The organism is Micromonospora sp. NPDC049151, from assembly GCF_040648395.1.
Classification (GTDB): Bacteria; Actinomycetota; Actinomycetes; order Mycobacteriales; family Micromonosporaceae; genus Micromonospora.
On the sequence record NZ_JBEZDP010000007.1, the window covers coordinates 108,131 to 123,612 of the forward strand.

16 protein-coding genes and 1 riboswitch are annotated in these 15,482 nt (G+C 73.3%); of the genes, 9 read left to right on the top strand and 7 right to left on the bottom strand.

All coding sequences use genetic code 11. The features are described 5' to 3' along the window. The first annotated feature begins 136 nt into the window (after positions 1–136). Complete coding sequence (locus AB0B20_RS10905; RefSeq protein WP_357469895.1) at positions 137–1,309, top strand: type VII secretion protein EccE; 1,173 nt, start codon at positions 137–139, stop codon at positions 1,307–1,309. Here AB0B20_RS10905 and eccD read toward each other — a convergent pair. Beyond that, positions 1,293–2,690: a type VII secretion integral membrane protein EccD gene (eccD, locus tag AB0B20_RS10910; RefSeq protein ID WP_357469898.1), complete on the bottom strand. Its 1,398-nt coding sequence runs from the start codon at positions 2,688–2,690 to the stop codon at positions 1,293–1,295. The two genes, AB0B20_RS10905 and eccD, sit on opposite strands and share 17 nt — an antisense overlap. Before the next feature lie 168 nt (positions 2,691–2,858). Here eccD and eccCa point away from each other — a divergent pair, with 168 nt between their 5' ends. The 7 genes from eccCa (at position 2,859) to AB0B20_RS10945 (ending at position 9,494) form a co-directional block, all read left to right on the top strand. Then, the gene (eccCa, locus tag AB0B20_RS10915) at positions 2,859–6,824 is read left to right on the top strand and encodes a type VII secretion protein EccCa (protein ID WP_357469901.1); all 3,966 of its coding nucleotides are present in this window, start codon (positions 2,859–2,861) and stop codon (positions 6,822–6,824) included. A 74-nt stretch (positions 6,825–6,898) separates the two neighbouring features. Then, on the top strand, positions 6,899–7,309 hold the full coding sequence (locus tag AB0B20_RS10920) for a YbaB/EbfC family nucleoid-associated protein (RefSeq protein ID WP_357469903.1): 411 nt from the start codon (positions 6,899–6,901) through the stop codon (positions 7,307–7,309). An 18-nt stretch (positions 7,310–7,327) separates the two neighbouring features. Continuing rightward, positions 7,328–7,621 (top strand): hypothetical protein, encoded by a 294-nt coding sequence (locus AB0B20_RS10925; RefSeq protein ID WP_357469906.1) that lies wholly within the window; start codon positions 7,328–7,330, stop codon positions 7,619–7,621. A 31-nt stretch (positions 7,622–7,652) separates the two neighbouring features. Continuing rightward, positions 7,653–8,381, top strand: coding sequence for a hypothetical protein (locus tag AB0B20_RS10930; RefSeq protein WP_357383260.1), 729 nt, complete (start codon positions 7,653–7,655; stop codon positions 8,379–8,381). 12 nt (positions 8,382–8,393) lie between these two features. Continuing rightward, on the top strand, positions 8,394–8,663 hold the full coding sequence (locus AB0B20_RS10935; protein WP_357383262.1) for a hypothetical protein: 270 nt from the start codon (positions 8,394–8,396) through the stop codon (positions 8,661–8,663). Positions 8,664–8,875: 212 nt separating this feature from the next. Next, positions 8,876–9,184, top strand: a complete 309-nt coding sequence (locus AB0B20_RS10940; protein WP_354868205.1) for a WXG100 family type VII secretion target — start codon at positions 8,876–8,878, stop codon at positions 9,182–9,184. Positions 9,185–9,212: 28 nt separating this feature from the next. Next, on the top strand, positions 9,213–9,494 hold the full coding sequence (locus tag AB0B20_RS10945) for a WXG100 family type VII secretion target (RefSeq protein ID WP_013283773.1): 282 nt from the start codon (positions 9,213–9,215) through the stop codon (positions 9,492–9,494). Positions 9,495–9,554: 60 nt separating this feature from the next. On the opposite strand, the gene mycP is transcribed toward AB0B20_RS10945, so the two are convergent. After that, on the bottom strand, positions 9,555–10,793 hold the full coding sequence (gene mycP, locus AB0B20_RS10950) for a type VII secretion-associated serine protease mycosin (RefSeq protein ID WP_357469909.1): 1,239 nt from the start codon (positions 10,791–10,793) through the stop codon (positions 9,555–9,557). A gap of 56 nt (positions 10,794–10,849) precedes the next feature. After that, entirely contained in the window at positions 10,850–11,191 is a 342-nt protein-coding gene (locus AB0B20_RS10955) for a MarR family winged helix-turn-helix transcriptional regulator (RefSeq protein WP_135243016.1), read from the bottom strand. 165 nt (positions 11,192–11,356) lie between these two features. Between AB0B20_RS10955 and AB0B20_RS10960 the strand changes: the two genes are divergently transcribed. Continuing rightward, on the top strand, positions 11,357–12,010 hold the full coding sequence (locus AB0B20_RS10960) for a carbonic anhydrase (protein WP_357469913.1): 654 nt from the start codon (positions 11,357–11,359) through the stop codon (positions 12,008–12,010). A gap of 59 nt (positions 12,011–12,069) precedes the next feature. Here the strand turns inward: AB0B20_RS10960 and AB0B20_RS10965 are convergent, their stop codons facing one another. From AB0B20_RS10965 to AB0B20_RS10980, 4 genes are all read right to left on the bottom strand, one after another. Next, entirely contained in the window at positions 12,070–13,098 is a 1,029-nt protein-coding gene (locus AB0B20_RS10965; RefSeq protein WP_357383271.1) for a hypothetical protein, read from the bottom strand. A 3-nt stretch (positions 13,099–13,101) separates the two neighbouring features. Next, positions 13,102–13,233, bottom strand: a riboswitch (cyclic di-AMP (ydaO/yuaA leader). Between the two features lie 154 nt (positions 13,234–13,387). Then, on the bottom strand, positions 13,388–14,662 hold the full coding sequence (locus AB0B20_RS10970; protein WP_357383273.1) for a YibE/F family protein: 1,275 nt from the start codon (positions 14,660–14,662) through the stop codon (positions 13,388–13,390). Positions 14,663–14,811: 149 nt separating this feature from the next. Continuing rightward, complete coding sequence (locus AB0B20_RS10975; RefSeq protein ID WP_210895789.1) at positions 14,812–15,021, bottom strand: SHOCT domain-containing protein; 210 nt, start codon at positions 15,019–15,021, stop codon at positions 14,812–14,814. 126 nt (positions 15,022–15,147) lie between these two features. After that, positions 15,148–15,447, bottom strand: coding sequence for a metal-sensitive transcriptional regulator (locus AB0B20_RS10980; RefSeq protein ID WP_013283780.1), 300 nt, complete (start codon positions 15,445–15,447; stop codon positions 15,148–15,150). Positions 15,448–15,482 lie beyond the last annotated feature (35 nt).

Sequence of the window (15,482 nt, forward strand, 5' to 3'; positions counted from 1 at the left end):
ACGACGACAGGTCCGAGCGGCGCCGCGGGCTTCCCTACGATAAGGGGCCGTCGGGGGTGCGCCGGACCCCGTCCGCCGCCCGAACGACAGCAGCCGCCCGGCGGAGGCCCAGCATGTCCAGAAGGGACGCACACCGATGACGCAGCTCCAGGCGCCACCCGGTCGTACCGCCACCGCTCCCGCCGTACCGGCGGACCGGCCGGTCACCCCGGCTGACAAGCGCCGCCGGGGACGGCTCGGCCCGATCGTGGTCGGGCAGCTCGTGGCGGTGGAGTGCGCGGCGCTCGCCGTCTGGTTCGCCACCGCCGGCCCGACGTGGCTGCTCGCGGTGGTCGCCGTACTGGCGCTGCTGGCCGTGGGCGCGGCCTTCGCGCGCCGGGGCGGCCGCTGGTGGTACGAGGACCTGATGCTCCGCCGCCGGCTGCGCCGGCGCCGCGACCGGGCCCGGGGTGCGGCGCCCGGCGGTGACCCGCGGCTCGCCGCGCTCGCGCCGGAGCTGACAGTGGTGGAGCTGACCGAGCGCGGCACCCGGCTCGGCATCGGGCAGGACGACCGGGGCTGGTTCGCCGCGCTGGCGTTGACCGGCCGTCCCGGCGCGCCCGCCGGGTCGGTCGAGGCGGCGGTGGTGGACCGCGCGCTCGCGGTGCTCGCCGACTTCTCCGGCCCGGTCACCCAGACCCAGGTCGTCTCGCACACCCTCGTCTGGTACCCGGCTCCCGGCGCGCCGCCGTCCGCGTACCGGACCGTGTGGGTGGCGCTGCGCCTGTCGGTGTCCGACGCGCGGGCCGAGACGGTGAGCCGGGGCGGCGGGCTGCGCGGCGTGCACCGCACGGTGGCGGCCGGCGTGGGCCGGCTCGGCAAGGCGCTCAACGCCGCCGGCCTCGCCCACCGGGTGCTCGACCGCGACGAACTGCACGCGGCGGTGGTGTCCGGGGCCGGGCTCGACCTCGCGCCGGAGTCCCCGGTGGAGACGTGGACCAGCCTGCGCGGGGGCGGCTGGACGCAGCGCTGCCTGGCCCTGCGGGTACGCCCCAACGGATCGCTCGGCGCGCTCGTGGACGCGGTCACGGCCACCTCCGCGCCCTCGCACACGGTCGCCGCGGTGGTGCTCCCGGGCGGCCGGCGGGTGCCGCCGCTGCTGCGGGTGGCGGCCATGGACGGGCACGCCGAGGCGCTTGTCAAGGCGGTCCGGGAGATGGCCCGGCGCGCGGGCGTGCCGGCCCGCCCGCTGGACGGCCAGCACGGTCCGGGCGTCTACGCCACCGCGCCGGTCGGCACCGCGATGGGGACGGTCACGGTCGAAGGTTGACGATCCAGCCGTACGCGCCGCAGACCCAGAAGGTCAGCGGCACCAGCGCGACGATCAGCAGGATCTCGATGATGTCCAGGGTCCGGCCCCAGACCGGGGAGATCCGCTTGCCGGCCACTGTCAGGCCGTAGACCAGGCTGATCACGGCCACCACGGCCAGGCCGCCGAGGATCAGCCCGAGCCGTACCGCGAGCGAGCCCGCGGCGAACGTGGCGGCGGCGACAAGCCCCAGGCCGACGGTGCCGGACAGCAGCACCGGCGTGCGCTGGGCGCGGCTGAGGAACGGGCGTGCCCGCAGCAGCGACAGCAGCGCCAGCACCAGGCAGAGCAGGACCGCCGGGAGCCGGCCGTCCTCGGCGAGCACCACCTCGCCGCCGAGCACCAGCAGCGAGACGGTCCAGAGCAGGCCGGTGAGGAACCCGTCGGCGCGCTCGCTGTTGCGCAGCACCGACGGGCCGTCCACCGACTCGGTGTCGGTCTTGAGGTCGTCCGGTCCGGTGGGGATGGACGGCACCGGCAGCCGGGCCAGGCGGTAGGCGAGCATCGGCAGCGCGGGCAGCGCGCCGAACGCGACGGTCGCGACGATCGCCGCCGAGGCCGCCGCGCCGATGCCGAAGGCCAGGCTGAGCACCGCGCCGAGGCCGACCGCGCCGCCCACGCCCACCGCGCCGAGGAACAGCGGCAGGCGGTCGCCGACCGCGAGCGCGGCGATCGCGCCGAACACCACCACGGCGGTGCCGGCGAGCAGGACGTGCGGGCCGGCCAGCTCGCCGAGCGTCCGGTCCCCGGCGAGCACCAGCAGGCCGCCGACGCCCGCGTAACCGATTCCGACGAGGGCCAGCACCGCGCCGGTGCGGCTGTCACCGGCGGCCCGGGACAGCACCGCGGCGCCGACCAGCAGCGCCACCGCGACCACGAAGGCGGCGGCCGCGCCGGGCAGCTGCGGCGGGCCGGTGAGCAGCGTCGCCACCGCGCCCCCGGCCAGCGCCGAGGCGGCGAGCAGGACCGCGAACAGCCGTGTGGTGCCCACCTGCCAGGCGCCCGCCCGCTGGGTGGTGGAGGTGGCGACCGCGTCCACCACGTCGTCGAAGACGATCTCGGGGGCGGTCGCCGCACGCGGGTTGAAGTAGAGCACCTCGCCGTCGCGTACCCCGAGCTGCGCCGCGGTACGGCCACCGTCGAGCGGTTGGCCGCCGAGCCGGGACAGGGCCCAGCCGCCGTGCCGTACGCCCTCGTCGGCCAGGTCCTCGCCCGCGTACCGCAGCAGCGTGGGGAGCAGGTCGGCGAGCGGCACGTCGGACGGCAGCGCCAGGTCCATCCTGGTACGCGGCGCCACGATGGTGATCCGGCTCAGTCCGCCGGTCGCCGTCTTCGTCGCCACAGTGGCCTCCTCGTGCTCGCATACGATCCGCTGGGCCGTCGGCGCCGCCCCCACGGGTCCACGACGCCTGACGGAGATTACCTACGATGGCGGTCGCACAGGTTGCCCACCCGACGCTCACCGGCGGTGGCAGACCACGATCAGGGCCGCTTCTGGGGAGGGAGAGCCGTGAGTACGGTGGTGTTCCGCCGACTTCCGCGTCAACCGGGGCCCGCGCTGCCGCGCGGCGAGGTGCTGCTGGAGTCCCCGCCCGAGTTGCCCGAGCCGCAGGCCAAGGGCATGGGCCAGGTGCTGATGATCCTGCCGATGCTCTGCGGTGTCGGCGCGATGGCGTTCCTCTACGCGGGCCGCGGCGGCGGCATGATGACGTACGTCGCGGGTGGCCTGTTCGGTGTGTCCATGCTGGGCATGGCGATCGGCACGCTCGGCAACGGCGGCAAGGACAAGGCCGAGCTGAACGCCCAGCGGCGCGACTACATGCGCTACCTCGCGCAGATGCGCAAGCGCACCCGGCGGGCGGCCGAGCAGCAGCGCGCCGCGATGACGTGGCGGCACCCGGAGCCGGACGCGCTCTGGTCGATCGCCGCCTCGCGCCGGCTCTGGGAGCGGCGGATCACCGAGGACGACTTCGGCGAGGTGCGGATCGCGCTCGGCCCGCAGCGGCTCGCGGTGGAGATCGTGCCGCCGGAGACCAAGCCGGTGGAGGACCTGGAACCGATGAGCGCGATCGCGCTGCGCCGGTTCGTCCGGGCCCACTCCAGCGTGCCGGATCTGCCGACCGCGCTGTCGCTGCGCGCGTTCAGCCGGATCGCGTTGCGCGGCGACCGGGAGGCGGTGCTGGATCTGGCGCGGGCCGCGCTGGGCCAGCTGGTCACGTTCCACGCCCCGGAGGACCTCCTGGTGGTGGTGGTGGCCGCGCCGGACCGGCAGGCGGCCTGGGACTGGGTGAAGTGGCTGCCGCACGCCCAGCACCCGGGGCGTACGGACGCGGCGGGCGCGCGCCGGATGGTGTACGCCGCGCTGGACGTGGCGGAGACCGCGCTGGCCCAGGATCTGGGCGGGCGGCCCCGGTTCGCGCCGGAGGCGAAGCCGCTGACCACCGCTCCGCACGTGGTGGTGGTGCTGGACGGCGGCGAGGTCTCGGCGACCTGCGCGCTGACCGGGCCGGGCCTGCTCGGCACGACGGTGTTCGACCTGTCCGGCGCGGTACCGCGCGACGCCGGGCGCTGGCTGCTCTGCCTGGACGCGGGGGACGGCACCGGGCTGGACCTGGTCCGTGGCGCCGCCACGTCGCGGCTCGGCCGGCCGGACCGGCTCTCCCTGAGCGCGGCCGAGGGGCTGGCCCGGCAGATCGCCCCGTTCCGGCTCTCCCAGCAGCAGGGCGCGAGCACCGAGGAGCCGCTGGCCCGCAGCATGGAGCTGCCCGATCTGCTCGGTGTCGGCGACGCGGCGACTGTGGACGTCCGGCAGACGTGGCGTCCGCGCAGCCACCGCGACCGGTTGCGCATCCCGCTCGGCCTGGGCCCGGACGGCAACGTGGTGGAGCTCGACTTCAAGGAGTCCGCGCACGAGGGCATGGGCCCGCACGGCCTGGTCATCGGCGCTACCGGTTCGGGCAAGAGCGAACTGCTGCGTACGGTGGTCGGGGCGCTCGCCGTGACGCACTCCTCGGAGGAGCTGAACTTCGTCCTCGTCGACTTCAAGGGCGGCGCGACGTTCGCCTCGCTGGACGCGTTGCCGCACACCAGCGCGGTGATCACGAACCTCTCCGACGAGCTGCCGCTGGTCGACCGGATGCGGGACGCGCTCGCCGGTGAGATGAACCGCCGGCAGGAGGTGCTGCGGGCGGCGGGCAACTACGTCTCCCGGTACGACTACGAGAAGGCGCGGGCCGCCGGTGAGCAGCTGGAGCCGATGCCCAGCCTGCTGATCATCTGTGACGAGTTCTCCGAGCTGCTGGCGGCCAAGCCGGACTTCATCGACCTGTTCGTGATGATCGGCCGGCTCGGCCGGTCGCTCGGCGTGCACCTGCTGCTGGCCTCGCAGCGGCTGGAGGAGGGCAAGCTACGCGGCCTGGACACGCACCTGTCGTACCGGATCGGTCTGCGTACGTTCTCGGCGGTGGAGAGCCGGATCGTGCTCGGCGTGCCGGACGCGTACGAGCTGCCCAGCGCGCCCGGTCACGGCTACCTGAAGACCGACACCGCGACCATGCTGCGGTTCCGCGCCGCCTACGTGTCCGGCCCGTACCGGGCGCCGGGGCAGGTGCAGCGCTCCACCCGGGCGCAGGTGCAGCGCCGGATCGTCCCGTACGGCATCGACTACGTGCCGGCGCCCGCGACGCCCAGCCCGGCGGAGGCGACCCCGGAGCCGGAGCAGGCCGGCGACGGCAAGGCCGTGGCGATGCTGGACGTGCTGATCGGCCAGCTCAAGGGCCGCGGCAAGCCGGCGCACCAGGTGTGGCTGCCGCCGCTGGCGGAGCCGTCCGGGCTGGCCGAGCTGCTGCCGAAGTTGAGCGTGCACCCGACGTACGGCCTGACCACCGCCGACTGGCCGGGGCGGGGCCGGCTGGCGGTGCCGGTGGGCATCGTGGACCGGCCGTACGAGCAGCGCCGCGATCCGATGATGGTGGACCTGGCCGGGGCGGGCGGCAACGTGGTGATCGTGGGGGCGTCGCTGAGCGGCAAGAGCACGATGCTGCGGTCGATGCTGGCGTCGCTGGCGCTCACCCACACGCCGCGCGAGGTGCAGTTCTTCTGCCTCGACTTCGGCGGCGGCGCGCTGCGCAGCCTGGAGGGGCTGCCGCACACCTCGGGTGTGGCGGGGCGGCGGGACACCGAGGCGGTCCGGCGGACGGTGGCCGAGGTGGTCGCGGTGATCGACGAGCGGGAGAACCGGTTCACTCAGCACGGCATCGACTCGGTGGCCAGTTACCGGCGTCGCCGGGCGGCGGGTGAGTTCGCCGACGACCCGTTCGGTGACGTCTTCCTCGTGGTGGACGGCTGGAACACGCTGCGTCAGGAGTACGAGGAGCTGGAGCAGACGATCACCAACCTGGCGAACCGGGGCCTGGGCTTCGGTGTGCACGTGGTGATCACGGCGGTGCGGTGGGCGGAGATCCGGATCAACATGCGGGACCTGCTCGGCACCAAGCTGGAGCTGCGGCTCGGTGATCCGTCGGAGTCGGAGATCGACAGGCGGGCGGCGCAGAACGTGCCGGTGGGCGCGCCCGGTCGCGGTCTGACCCGGGACAAGCTGCACTTCCTGACCGCGATCTCGCGGATCGACGGCAAGCGTGACATCGAGGACCTGACCGAGGCGTCGGTGGCGCTGGCCGGTCACGTCGCGGCGAACTGGCCGGGACAGCCGGCGCCGAAGGTGCGGCTGCTGCCGCGCAGGCTGACGGTGACCGAGCTGGCGAAGGTGGTCGACAGGTCCGCCCCGGGCATCCCGATCGGCGTCAACGAGTCGGCGCTCGCCCCGGTCTACCTGGATCTGGCGGGGGAGCCGCACCTGACCGTGTTCGGCGACGCCGAGTGCGGCAAGACCAACCTGCTGCGGCTGATCGCCCGGGGGATCGCCGAGCGGTACACCCCGGCCCAGGCGCGGCTGGTCATCGCCGACTACCGGCGTGGTCTGCTGGGCGCGGTCGAGGGGGATCACCTGCTCGACTACGCGCCGTCGAACCAGGTGTTCAGCCAGGGGCTCGGGTCGATCCGCAGCGCCCTGCAGAACCGGCTGCCCGGCCCGGACGTGACCACCGCGCAGCTGCGCGACCGGAGCTGGTGGAAGGGCCCGGAGCTGTACATCCTGGTGGACGACTACGACCTGGTCGCCTCCGGTGGCAGCAACCCGCTCAGCGCGCTGCACGAACTGCTGCCGCAGGCGCGGGACATCGGCCTGCACCTGATCATCACGCGCCGGGTCGGCGGTGTCGCCCGGGCGCTGTACGAGCCGGTGCTGCAACGCCTGCGCGAGCTGGACTCGCCGGGCCTGCTGATGTCCGGCAGCCGGGAGGAGGGAGCGGTCTTCGGCAACCTGCGGCCGACCCCGCAGCCGCCGGGCCGGGGCACGCTCGTGCGCCGCCGCGACGGTCAGCAGCTCATCCAGACCGCGTGGACGGAACCCGCCTGACGGGACGGACGGCGGGAGTCCGGTCCGGTAGCGTCGGCCCGATCGATCGTCGCGAGTGGGAAAGGGGCGCGTAGGTGAGCAGCCCGTCGGGTTTCGGTGCGGCAATGGAGGGCCTGCTGCGCCAGGCGCAGGAACAGCAGCGCCGGCTGGCCGAGCTCCAGCGGCAGCGCACGGAGCTACGGGTCACCGGGGAGAGCCCGGACGGGCTGGTGCGGGTGACTGTGGACGGCGACATGAAGGTCGGCGACGTCGAGCTGAACGCGCGGGCGATGCGGCTGGACAGCTTCTCCCTGGCCGAGTCGATGCAGGCCGCGATCGACGCGGCGTACACCGCCTTCGAGCAGCGGCAGCGCGAGATGCTGAGCGAGATGCTCGGCGACTCCGAGATGGTCCGCCAGGCGCAGAACGGCACGCTCACCCCCGAAGACTGGTTCCGCCGCTTCGGGGTGGACCTGTCCGACCCGACCCGCAACCTGCGGCGCTGAACGAGAGGAAGGCCGACGATGCCGAACACCGTCGACGTCGACGCGATCCGGAAGGCCGGCCAGCGGCTCGACGCCCCGGACGGCCCGATCCAATACCTGCGCAACGTCGAGACGCTGCTGGCCGAGGTCAAGCTGCCCGGCACTGCGCTGAGCTGGTTCGGCACCGGGGCGGTGGAGCGGCACAACGCGGCTGTGGACGGGCACCTGGCCAACGTCCGCAGCGGTGTGGAGCATCTGCGCAGGGCCGCCGAGCAGCTCGAACAGAGCGCGAAGAACTGGGAGAAGTCGGATCAGCCCTGGGTGGTCAAGTGACCGGCCGGGTCCGCCACGGAAGGGACGCCTGATGCCACCGGAGATCCTCATCGCCAACGCCTCGGGGACGGTGACCGGCTCGGTGTCGGTCGCGCAGACCACGGCTCCGGTCCGCTCGGCGGCGGCCATCGCCAAGGGCAACCTGGTCTGGATCGCCGCCTCGGCGGCGCTGATCGGCACGATCCTCTATCTGGAGTCGTTCGACAACCAGCAGGTGAACGAGTCGATCAAGAAGTGGGACGAGGCGGCCCGCCTGCTCGGCGCGGACCAGTTCGGCGCGGCCATGGCGGCGGTTCCGCCGGACGCGGCGGAGTGGGACTTCGACGACCGGGACGCGTTCGACCTGTTCCTCCGCAAGCTCGGCGCGGAGATCAACTCGCTGGCCGAGGCGTTCGCCGCCAACCGGGACACGCTCACCGCGGCCCGCGACGCGTACAACGACGCGGTCTCCGGCCTGGCCCAGGCGCTCATGCCGATCCTGGTCGCGGTGATCGCCTCGATCGCGCTCCAGTTCTTTCCCGCCACCACGGCGCTGGCCCAGGCCATCGGCATCGCCGGCCTGGCCGCGACGGCCGCCATCCTGGTCCTGGTCTTCGGCGAGATCAGCGCGCTGCTGCACGCGCTGCTGGCCGCCTTCCACACCGACGACCGGTTCACCTTCACCGCGGACTCCCGTCCCGGCTGGGCGCCGACCGGCTCCGACCCGGACATCAAGGACATCAAGATCGACTGGGTGCGGGACTCCAAGTTCTACGGGTGACGGGAGCGACGCGTGGAAACCCTGCTCTTCTCGCTGTTGCTGTACGTGCTGCTGACCATCCCGGTCTTCGTGGTCCTGATGCTGTTCGCCGGGCTGACCCGCTCGGCGAAGCTGCGGCGGGCCGCCGAGGTGGTGGCGTTGAGCACCTGCGCGGCGCTGCTGGTGCTGGCGTTCCAGCGCGCGTTCACCAAGCCGGTGCTGTGGGTCGTGGTGGTGCTGCTGATCGCGGTGCTGGCCTTCGGCGTGTCGACGATCGTCAGATCCACACGGGAACGTCCCTGACCTCGGCGGCGACCGTCCACCTCGTACGGAGGACGCCGGATCGCGTTGCCGTTGAGGGCTGTCGGAATACGTCGATGGGTCATCAGGGCTGCGCGGGTTGGACGTCGTCCGCTACGGTTCGGATGAAGTGTCCGTCGGTGGGGTGTGTACGCCTTGCCGCGGGGGAGGGCGCGGCGGAACCGCCGCCACAAGATGACGGAAGGGTGTGAAGCATGGCGTTCGAGGTCAGTGCAGCGACTCTGCACACCGCCGCGAGTGACGTGCGGTCCACGCGCAGCGACGTCGACGGCGAGCTCAAGAAGCTGTGGAACGTGGTCGACGACCTGGCGATGGCCTGGAAGGGCCAGGCGTCCACGGGCTTCCAGGGCCTGATGAACCGCTGGAACGAGGACACGGCGAAGCTGCTGACCGCGATGGACAACATCGCGGACCTGCTCGACAAGTCGGGCACCACGCACCAGGTGAACGACGAAGAGCAGCAGCAGATGCTGGACAAGTTCCACGCTGCTCTCAACCCGTGATCCGCGAAGACAGGCAGAGGAGGAATCGATGAGCATCAAGGTTGATTACGCTGTTCTGGAGAGCAGCAACCAGCAGATGCAGGCCATCTCGCGGACCATCGACGAGAAGCTGGACACGCTGCGGGCGATGCTGACCAAGCTCGAGTGGGAGGGCCAGGACCGGGCCGCCTACCAGCAGCACCAGGCCCAGTGGGACGCCGCCGTGCGGGACATCAACAAGGTCCTGAACGAGATCGGTGGCGCGGTGGGCATCGCGCGCGAGAACTACATGACCACGGAGATGAGCAACTCCAAGGTCTGGGGCAACTGACCCCGACCGGTCCACAGCGGCTCCGCTCCGGCTCGTGCCGGGCGGAGCCGTCGTGCATCGTCAGGCGTCCTGCGGGACGTCGCGCCGGCCCGGCCGCCACCCGCGCCGCCGTCCGCGTACCAGGATGGGCCGCAGCGTCAGCAGGACGCCGGCCAGCAGCGCGCCCACGACGGCGACCCAGATCGCGACCGGGCGCTGCCAGGCCAGCGGGTCGGCCGGCGGCGCCGGTGGCGGCATCGCGCCCAGCGGCGGGTCGTTCCGGGTGCCGAGCAGGCTGGTGACCGCCCGGTACGGGTTGACCATCCCGTAGCCGACCTCGGCGTTGTGCCCGTCGGGCGGGTTGTCGGCGGTGCGGGTCAGCCGGTAGGCGACCTCCTCGGCGCTGATGTCCGGGTGGGCGGCCCGCACCAGCGCCGCCGCCCCGGACACGTACGCGCTGGCGAAGCTCGTCCCGCCCTGCGGCTCGGCCCGGTAGCCCGTTCCCTGCGGCGCGGGCCCGACGATGTTCAGGCCGGGGCCGGCGATGTCCACATAGTCGCCGCTGACCGAGCTGCCGACGTGCCCGCCCTGCTCGTCGATGCCGGCGACGGCGATGACACCCGGGTACGCCGCCGGGTAGGCCGGCCGGTCCTCCCGGTTCTCCTGCCGGTTGCCGGCGGAGGCGACGACGACCACGTCCTTGCCGAGCGCGTACTGCACGGCGGACTTCAGCGCCGGGTCGTCGAGCGTGACCAGAGACAGGTTGATCACGTCGGCGTCGTTGTCGACCGCCCAGCGGATCGCCTTGCCGATCTCGGCCGGCACGTTGGGGTCGAAGTTCTCCTTGTTCTCGGCCAGCACCCGCAGCGGCAGGATCTTCGCCTCCGGCGCGATGCCGGTGTACGGCGAGCCGGTGCCCTCCCGGCCGGCGATGATGCCCGCGACCATGGTGCCGTGGCCGACCAGGTCGCACTGCCCCTTCAGGCGGACGAGCTGGTTGAAGTCCTCACCCGGCAGCACCCGTCCCCGTAGCAGCGGGTGGGCCGGTGAGACCCCGGAGTCGATCACCGCGACGGTGATCCCGGCGCCCTTGCCGACCCGCCACGCGGCAGCCGGGTCGAGGCGGCTGATCGCCCAGGGCACCTCGGTGGGGGCGGGGCCGCCGGTCGGGCCGCACTTCGGGGCGGCCAGCGCGGGCGCGGGCACCGCGAGCGCGCCGCCGAGCAGGGCGGCCACCGCCGCTCCGGAGAGGACGGACCTGATCCGGTGTCCGGCCCGGACGCGTCCCGTGGTCGCGCCCGGCCGCAAGCTGTCGCGCACGCGCTGAGATTACCCGCCGCGCCCGCTCGCGCGGGCACACGTGGTGCCCGGCCGGGTCACCTGCCGGCGGTGGCGTCCCCGGCCGGCTCGGCGGCGAAGAGGGCCAGCAGGGCGCCGACCTGCTGGTCGGCCTCGGCCGGGTGCCGGAAGCGGCCCTTCGGGTTGATCGTGTACTCGTTGCGCCGTCCCACCCGCGTACGCCGCAGGTAACCCCCGGCCTCCAGGTCGGCGACGATGGCCTGGGCCGCCCGCTCGGTCACGCCCACCTCGTCGGCGACGTCACGCAGCCGGGCGGTGGGGTTGCGTGCGATAGCCAGCAGTACGTGGCCGTGGTTGGTGAGGAAGGTCCAGTTACGGCGGCTCCCGTCCTCAACTGGTGTGGTCGCCATGGTGGTCATGCTATGGCCACCGCCGCCACCTGCCGAATCGGCGCGGTCCGGAGGCGGGCGGCGACGGAAAGTATGAAATGCGTATCACGAATCTTGACGGCTCCCGAGGGGCGTGTGAACGTTGGTCGCGAGGCCGTCCGGCCTGGTAGTTCCCTGGTAGACGAGGTGAGCGACATGACGCCGAGGACCCCGGAGCAGGCACTTGCCGAACTGCGTGCCGGTAATCACCGGTTCGTCACCGGCGTCCCCCAGCATCCGAATCAGGACGCCGGCCATCGGGCGGCTGTCGCCGACGGCCAGCACCCGTTCGCGGTGATCGTCGGCTGCTCCGACTCGCGGCTCGCCGCCGAGATCATCTTCGATCGCGGCCTCGGTGACCTCTTCGTGGTGCGTACCGCCGGGCACACCGCCGGGCCGGAGGTGCTCGGCAGCGTCGAGTACGCCGTCACCGTGCTGGGCACTCCGCTCGTGGTGGTGCTCGGGCACGACTCGTGCGGCGCGGTCCAGGCCGCCCGCGAGGGGGTCCGGACCGGCGCCGCCCCGGCCGGGCACCTGGGCGCGGTGGTGGACGCGGTCTCGCCCAGCCTGCTGCGCGCCGCCCGCCAGGGCGTCGAGGACCTCGACGGCATCATCGACGTGCACATCGCGCAGACCGTGGAGACGCTGCTGGCCCGGTCCGGCGTGCTGGCCGAGCGGGTGGCGGCGGGGCGGTGCACGGTGGTCGGCATGTCGTACCGGCTCGCCGGCGGCGAGGTGCGGACCGTGGCGCAGGCCCCGGCCCCGCTGCCCGCCCCGGCGGCGCCCGCAGACCCGGCGCTGGCGAGCTGATCCACGGGGAAGACGAAAGGGGCCGCCCGAGGGCGGCCCCTTCTTCGTGGTGTCCGGCGTCAGAGCAGCGACATGTGGACGTGGTCGGTGTGGTTCGACGGCCCGCTGTAGGAGCGCCAGCCGGTGGCCGGGAACCAGATCTGCCGGTTCCAGATGACGTAGTAGATGCCCAGCCGGTCGGCGTTGCGGATGAGGAAGGCGGCCACCTCGTTGCCGTACCTGCGGGTGTCGTTGTTGTGCCAGGGTGCGAAGCCGCTGTTCTGCAGCGACCAGTCGCACGCCTTGCCCTTGGGGTGCTCCCACGGCCCGCCGGACCGGTAGCAGCCCACGAAGCGCTTGAAGCCCGCGCGCCGGACCTCCTTGTACGCGTGCAGCGTGCGCGGCGTGACGCAGCCCGAGGTGGTCGGGTCGTCCTCGCTGCACGACTCGGCCTTCCACCCGCCGTCGGCGGTGCGGCCGGGGGCGATCTTGGCGACCGGTGAGGTGGCGGAGACCAGTCCGCCGGTGAAGCCGAGGCCGCCGACGAGCTTCAGCGCGCGCTCGGCCTGCACCTTCTCGCGCTCCATCGCGTTCTTCTGCTTCTCCTGCTCGCGGACCTCGGCGTCCATCGCGATCTTGGCCTGCTCGGCGCGGGTCTTGACCGCGTTGATGGCGGCCAGGCGCTGCGCGTTGAGGAGGTTCAGCTCGTCCAGGGCGTTGACCCGGCGGACGAACGAGTCGGGGGAGTTGCTCTCCAGCAGCATCGCCATCGCGCCCATCCGGCCGGTCCGGTAGGACTGGGCGGCGAGCTGGTTGACCTGCGGGCTGAGCGCGTCGAGTTCGGCCTGTGCCGTCTTCACCTCGGCCGCCAGCCGCCGCTGGCGGTCCTGCGACTTGGCGAGCTTCGCCTTGGCCTGGAGGAAGTTCCGGTTGGCGGAGTCGATCGCCTCGGTGATGAGCGGCGGTTCGCCGTCCTCCTCGTGGCCCGAGGGGTTGCCGGGTGCCGCCGCGGCGGGGGCCGCGGTCGCCGGCGTCGGCCCGGCCAGCACGGCCAGTGAGGCCAGCACGGCCACCACGGGTGTCAGCCAGCGGCGCAGGGGTGCCGTCACAGTGTTCCCTTCCGTCGGCCGCCGACCGGGTTAGCTGACGGGTTCGGGACGGAAGTGGCCCCTACCGCTGTCGCGGATTCACCCCATGTACCTGGTTCCCCGGCTCGCCCGTGGGCGATTGGGCGGCGGCACCGCTGGCGCCGGTGCGCGCCTTCGGCGGTGACCGGCAGCGAGGTTACCCGACAGCACTCGTGAGGATCTACGTCCGGAAGCCGACCAATAGCGAGATTTCGCCGTGGCGCACCGTGACCAGCGTCGCGTTTGAAATCGATGGTCACGCTGCGGAGTCTCACCATGCGGCCTCCGTACTCCTTCCGCCGCCGAGCGCCTCCAGCGCGTCGTCCCGTCCGGCCGGCGGCCGGGGCGCGGGCGGCGCCGGCTCCGCGCCGCGCGGGCGCCGCCCGGCGGTGGTCACGATCGCGGCCAGGCCGGTGGTCAGCGGTACGGCGGCGATCAGGCCGAGCGTGGCCACCGCGCTGCGGACGATCTCCTGGGCGAGGAACTCGCTGGTGAGGATCTCGCTGACCGGGCGGGAGTCGGCGACCAGCAGGAGCAGCAGCGGCAGCGAGGCGCCCGCGTACGCCAGCACGATGGTGTTGACGGTGGACGCGATGTGGGCCCGGCCGACCCGGGTCGCCGCGCGGTAGAGCTGCCGCCGGGACAGCCCGGGGTTGGCGTGCGCCAGTTCGGTGACGGTGGCCGCCTGGGTGACCGTGACGTCGTCCAGCACGCCCAGCGAGCCGATGATGATGCCGGCCAGCAGCAGGCCGTGCAGGTCCACGTCGGCCTGGAACATGGACAGCGTGGTGGCGTCCTCGCTGCCGAAGCCGGTCAGGTGGGTGGCGGACGTGGCGAGCAGGCCGAGCACGCCGGTGATCACCAGGCTGCCCAGCGTGCCGAGCACCGCCACCGACGTCTGCGCGGTGATCCCGTGGGTCAGGTAGAGCACCACGAACATGATCAACGCGGCGCCGACGATCGCCACCAGCAGCGGGGGCTGGCCGGCGCCGATGCCCGGCAGCACGAAGCCGAGCAGGATGGCGAAGCTGGCCGCCAGGCCGGCGAGCGCGGCCAGCCCGCGCCAGCGGCCGAACGCCACGATCGCGGCGGCGAACAGCACCATCAGCCAGATCAGCGGTGTGCCGCGCTGGTGCTCGGCGATGTTGTAGGACTTCACCGCCGGGTCGGCCGGGTCGGTCAGCTCGACCAGGACCACCTCGTCGCCGACCGCGACCCGGGGCGCGCCGGGCCCGGCCGGGATCGGCGTCTCGACCTGGCGGCCCGCGTCCGGACCCTGCTCGGCGGTCACCGTCACGGTGCCGCAGGGGCCGCCCCCGCCGTCCGGGGCCTCCGGGGTCGGCGGGCAGGGCTCGGTGACCACCCGGGTCACCGTGCCGTGGTAGCGGGGGACGTCCGCGCCGCCCACCGGCTCCCGGTCCTGCCGGGGCCAGAGGACCAGCGCCGCGATCACGGTGAGTGCGAACAGCGGCACCACCACTGCGACGAGCAGCCGGCGTACGCCCGGCGGCGCGGCGGGTGCGGGGCGGGTGTGGTCGGCACCCATGGCGTCTCCCAACGGTCGGGGCGACGCCTGGTCCGCCGGACCGGTCTGGTCACCCGGGCGGCGCGGACGTGTCGACCACGTCCGGGTCGTCGCCCGGCCATGGTAGGCAGCCTGACCTCACCGGGACCGGTGACGCTCGCCTCGCGTGATCAGGTCAGACCGGCCCGGCGTCGCCGGTACTCGTCCTCGTCGATCTCGCCGCGCGCGTACCGCTCGTCCAGGATGCGCCGGGCCGTCGTCGGGCCCAGGTACTGGGGGCCGGTCCACCGCACGGCCGCCCAGACGAGCCCCGCCAGCACCGCGAGCACCAGCAGGGACCAGATCCACATCCAGCCCATCATCGGGCTCTGCCACATCATCGGGCCGCCCTCCGTCCGTCGCCGCGGGTCCGCCGGGGTCGGCCTGCCCGCCACTTCGACGGTACGACCGGCCCGACGCGTCGGCGCGGGTCGATGTGCCTGGTTCCGGGGGCCGGAGGTCCCCGCTCAGCCGCGCTTCATCAGGCGGCCGACGGCGGCCATCATCTCGGTCGCCATCTCGTCGGCCCGGCCCTCGGCGGCGCCCTCGTGCATGCAGTGCCGGGCGTGGCCGTCGAGCAGGCCGAGGCCGACCTTGTCCAGCGCCGCCTGGATGGCCGAGATCTGGGTGAGCACGTCGATGCAGTAGCGGTCGTCCTCGACCATCTTCTCGATGCCACGGACCTGACCCTCGATCCGGCGGAGCCGGGCGAGGAGTTGGTCCTTGCTGGCGGTGTAGCCCCGGGTCGGGCTGGACGGCGCGGTCATGGAAACGAGGATAGCGTACCCCTCGGGGGTATGCT

Bases quoted from the DNA above. Each gene is read 5' to 3' on its own strand.
- AB0B20_RS10960 (WP_357469913.1), top strand. From the start codon at position 11,357: ATGACGCCGAGGACCCCGGAGCAGGCACTTGCCGAACTGCGTGCCGGT.
- AB0B20_RS10970 (WP_357383273.1), bottom strand. From the start codon at position 14,662: ATGGGTGCCGACCACACCCGCCCCGCACCCGCCGCGCCGCCGGGCGTA.
- AB0B20_RS10905 (WP_357469895.1), top strand. From the start codon at position 137: ATGACGCAGCTCCAGGCGCCACCCGGTCGTACCGCCACCGCTCCCGCC.
- AB0B20_RS10980 (WP_013283780.1), bottom strand. From the start codon at position 15,447: ATGACCGCGCCGTCCAGCCCGACCCGGGGCTACACCGCCAGCAAGGAC.
- AB0B20_RS10945 (WP_013283773.1), top strand. From the start codon at position 9,213: ATGAGCATCAAGGTTGATTACGCTGTTCTGGAGAGCAGCAACCAGCAG.
- AB0B20_RS10930 (WP_357383260.1), top strand. From the start codon at position 7,653: ATGCCACCGGAGATCCTCATCGCCAACGCCTCGGGGACGGTGACCGGC.
- AB0B20_RS10955 (WP_135243016.1), bottom strand. From the start codon at position 11,191: ATGACCACCATGGCGACCACACCAGTTGAGGACGGGAGCCGCCGTAAC.
- AB0B20_RS10925 (WP_357469906.1), top strand. From the start codon at position 7,328: ATGCCGAACACCGTCGACGTCGACGCGATCCGGAAGGCCGGCCAGCGG.
- AB0B20_RS10975 (WP_210895789.1), bottom strand. From the start codon at position 15,021: ATGATGTGGCAGAGCCCGATGATGGGCTGGATGTGGATCTGGTCCCTG.
- AB0B20_RS10940 (WP_354868205.1), top strand. From the start codon at position 8,876: ATGGCGTTCGAGGTCAGTGCAGCGACTCTGCACACCGCCGCGAGTGAC.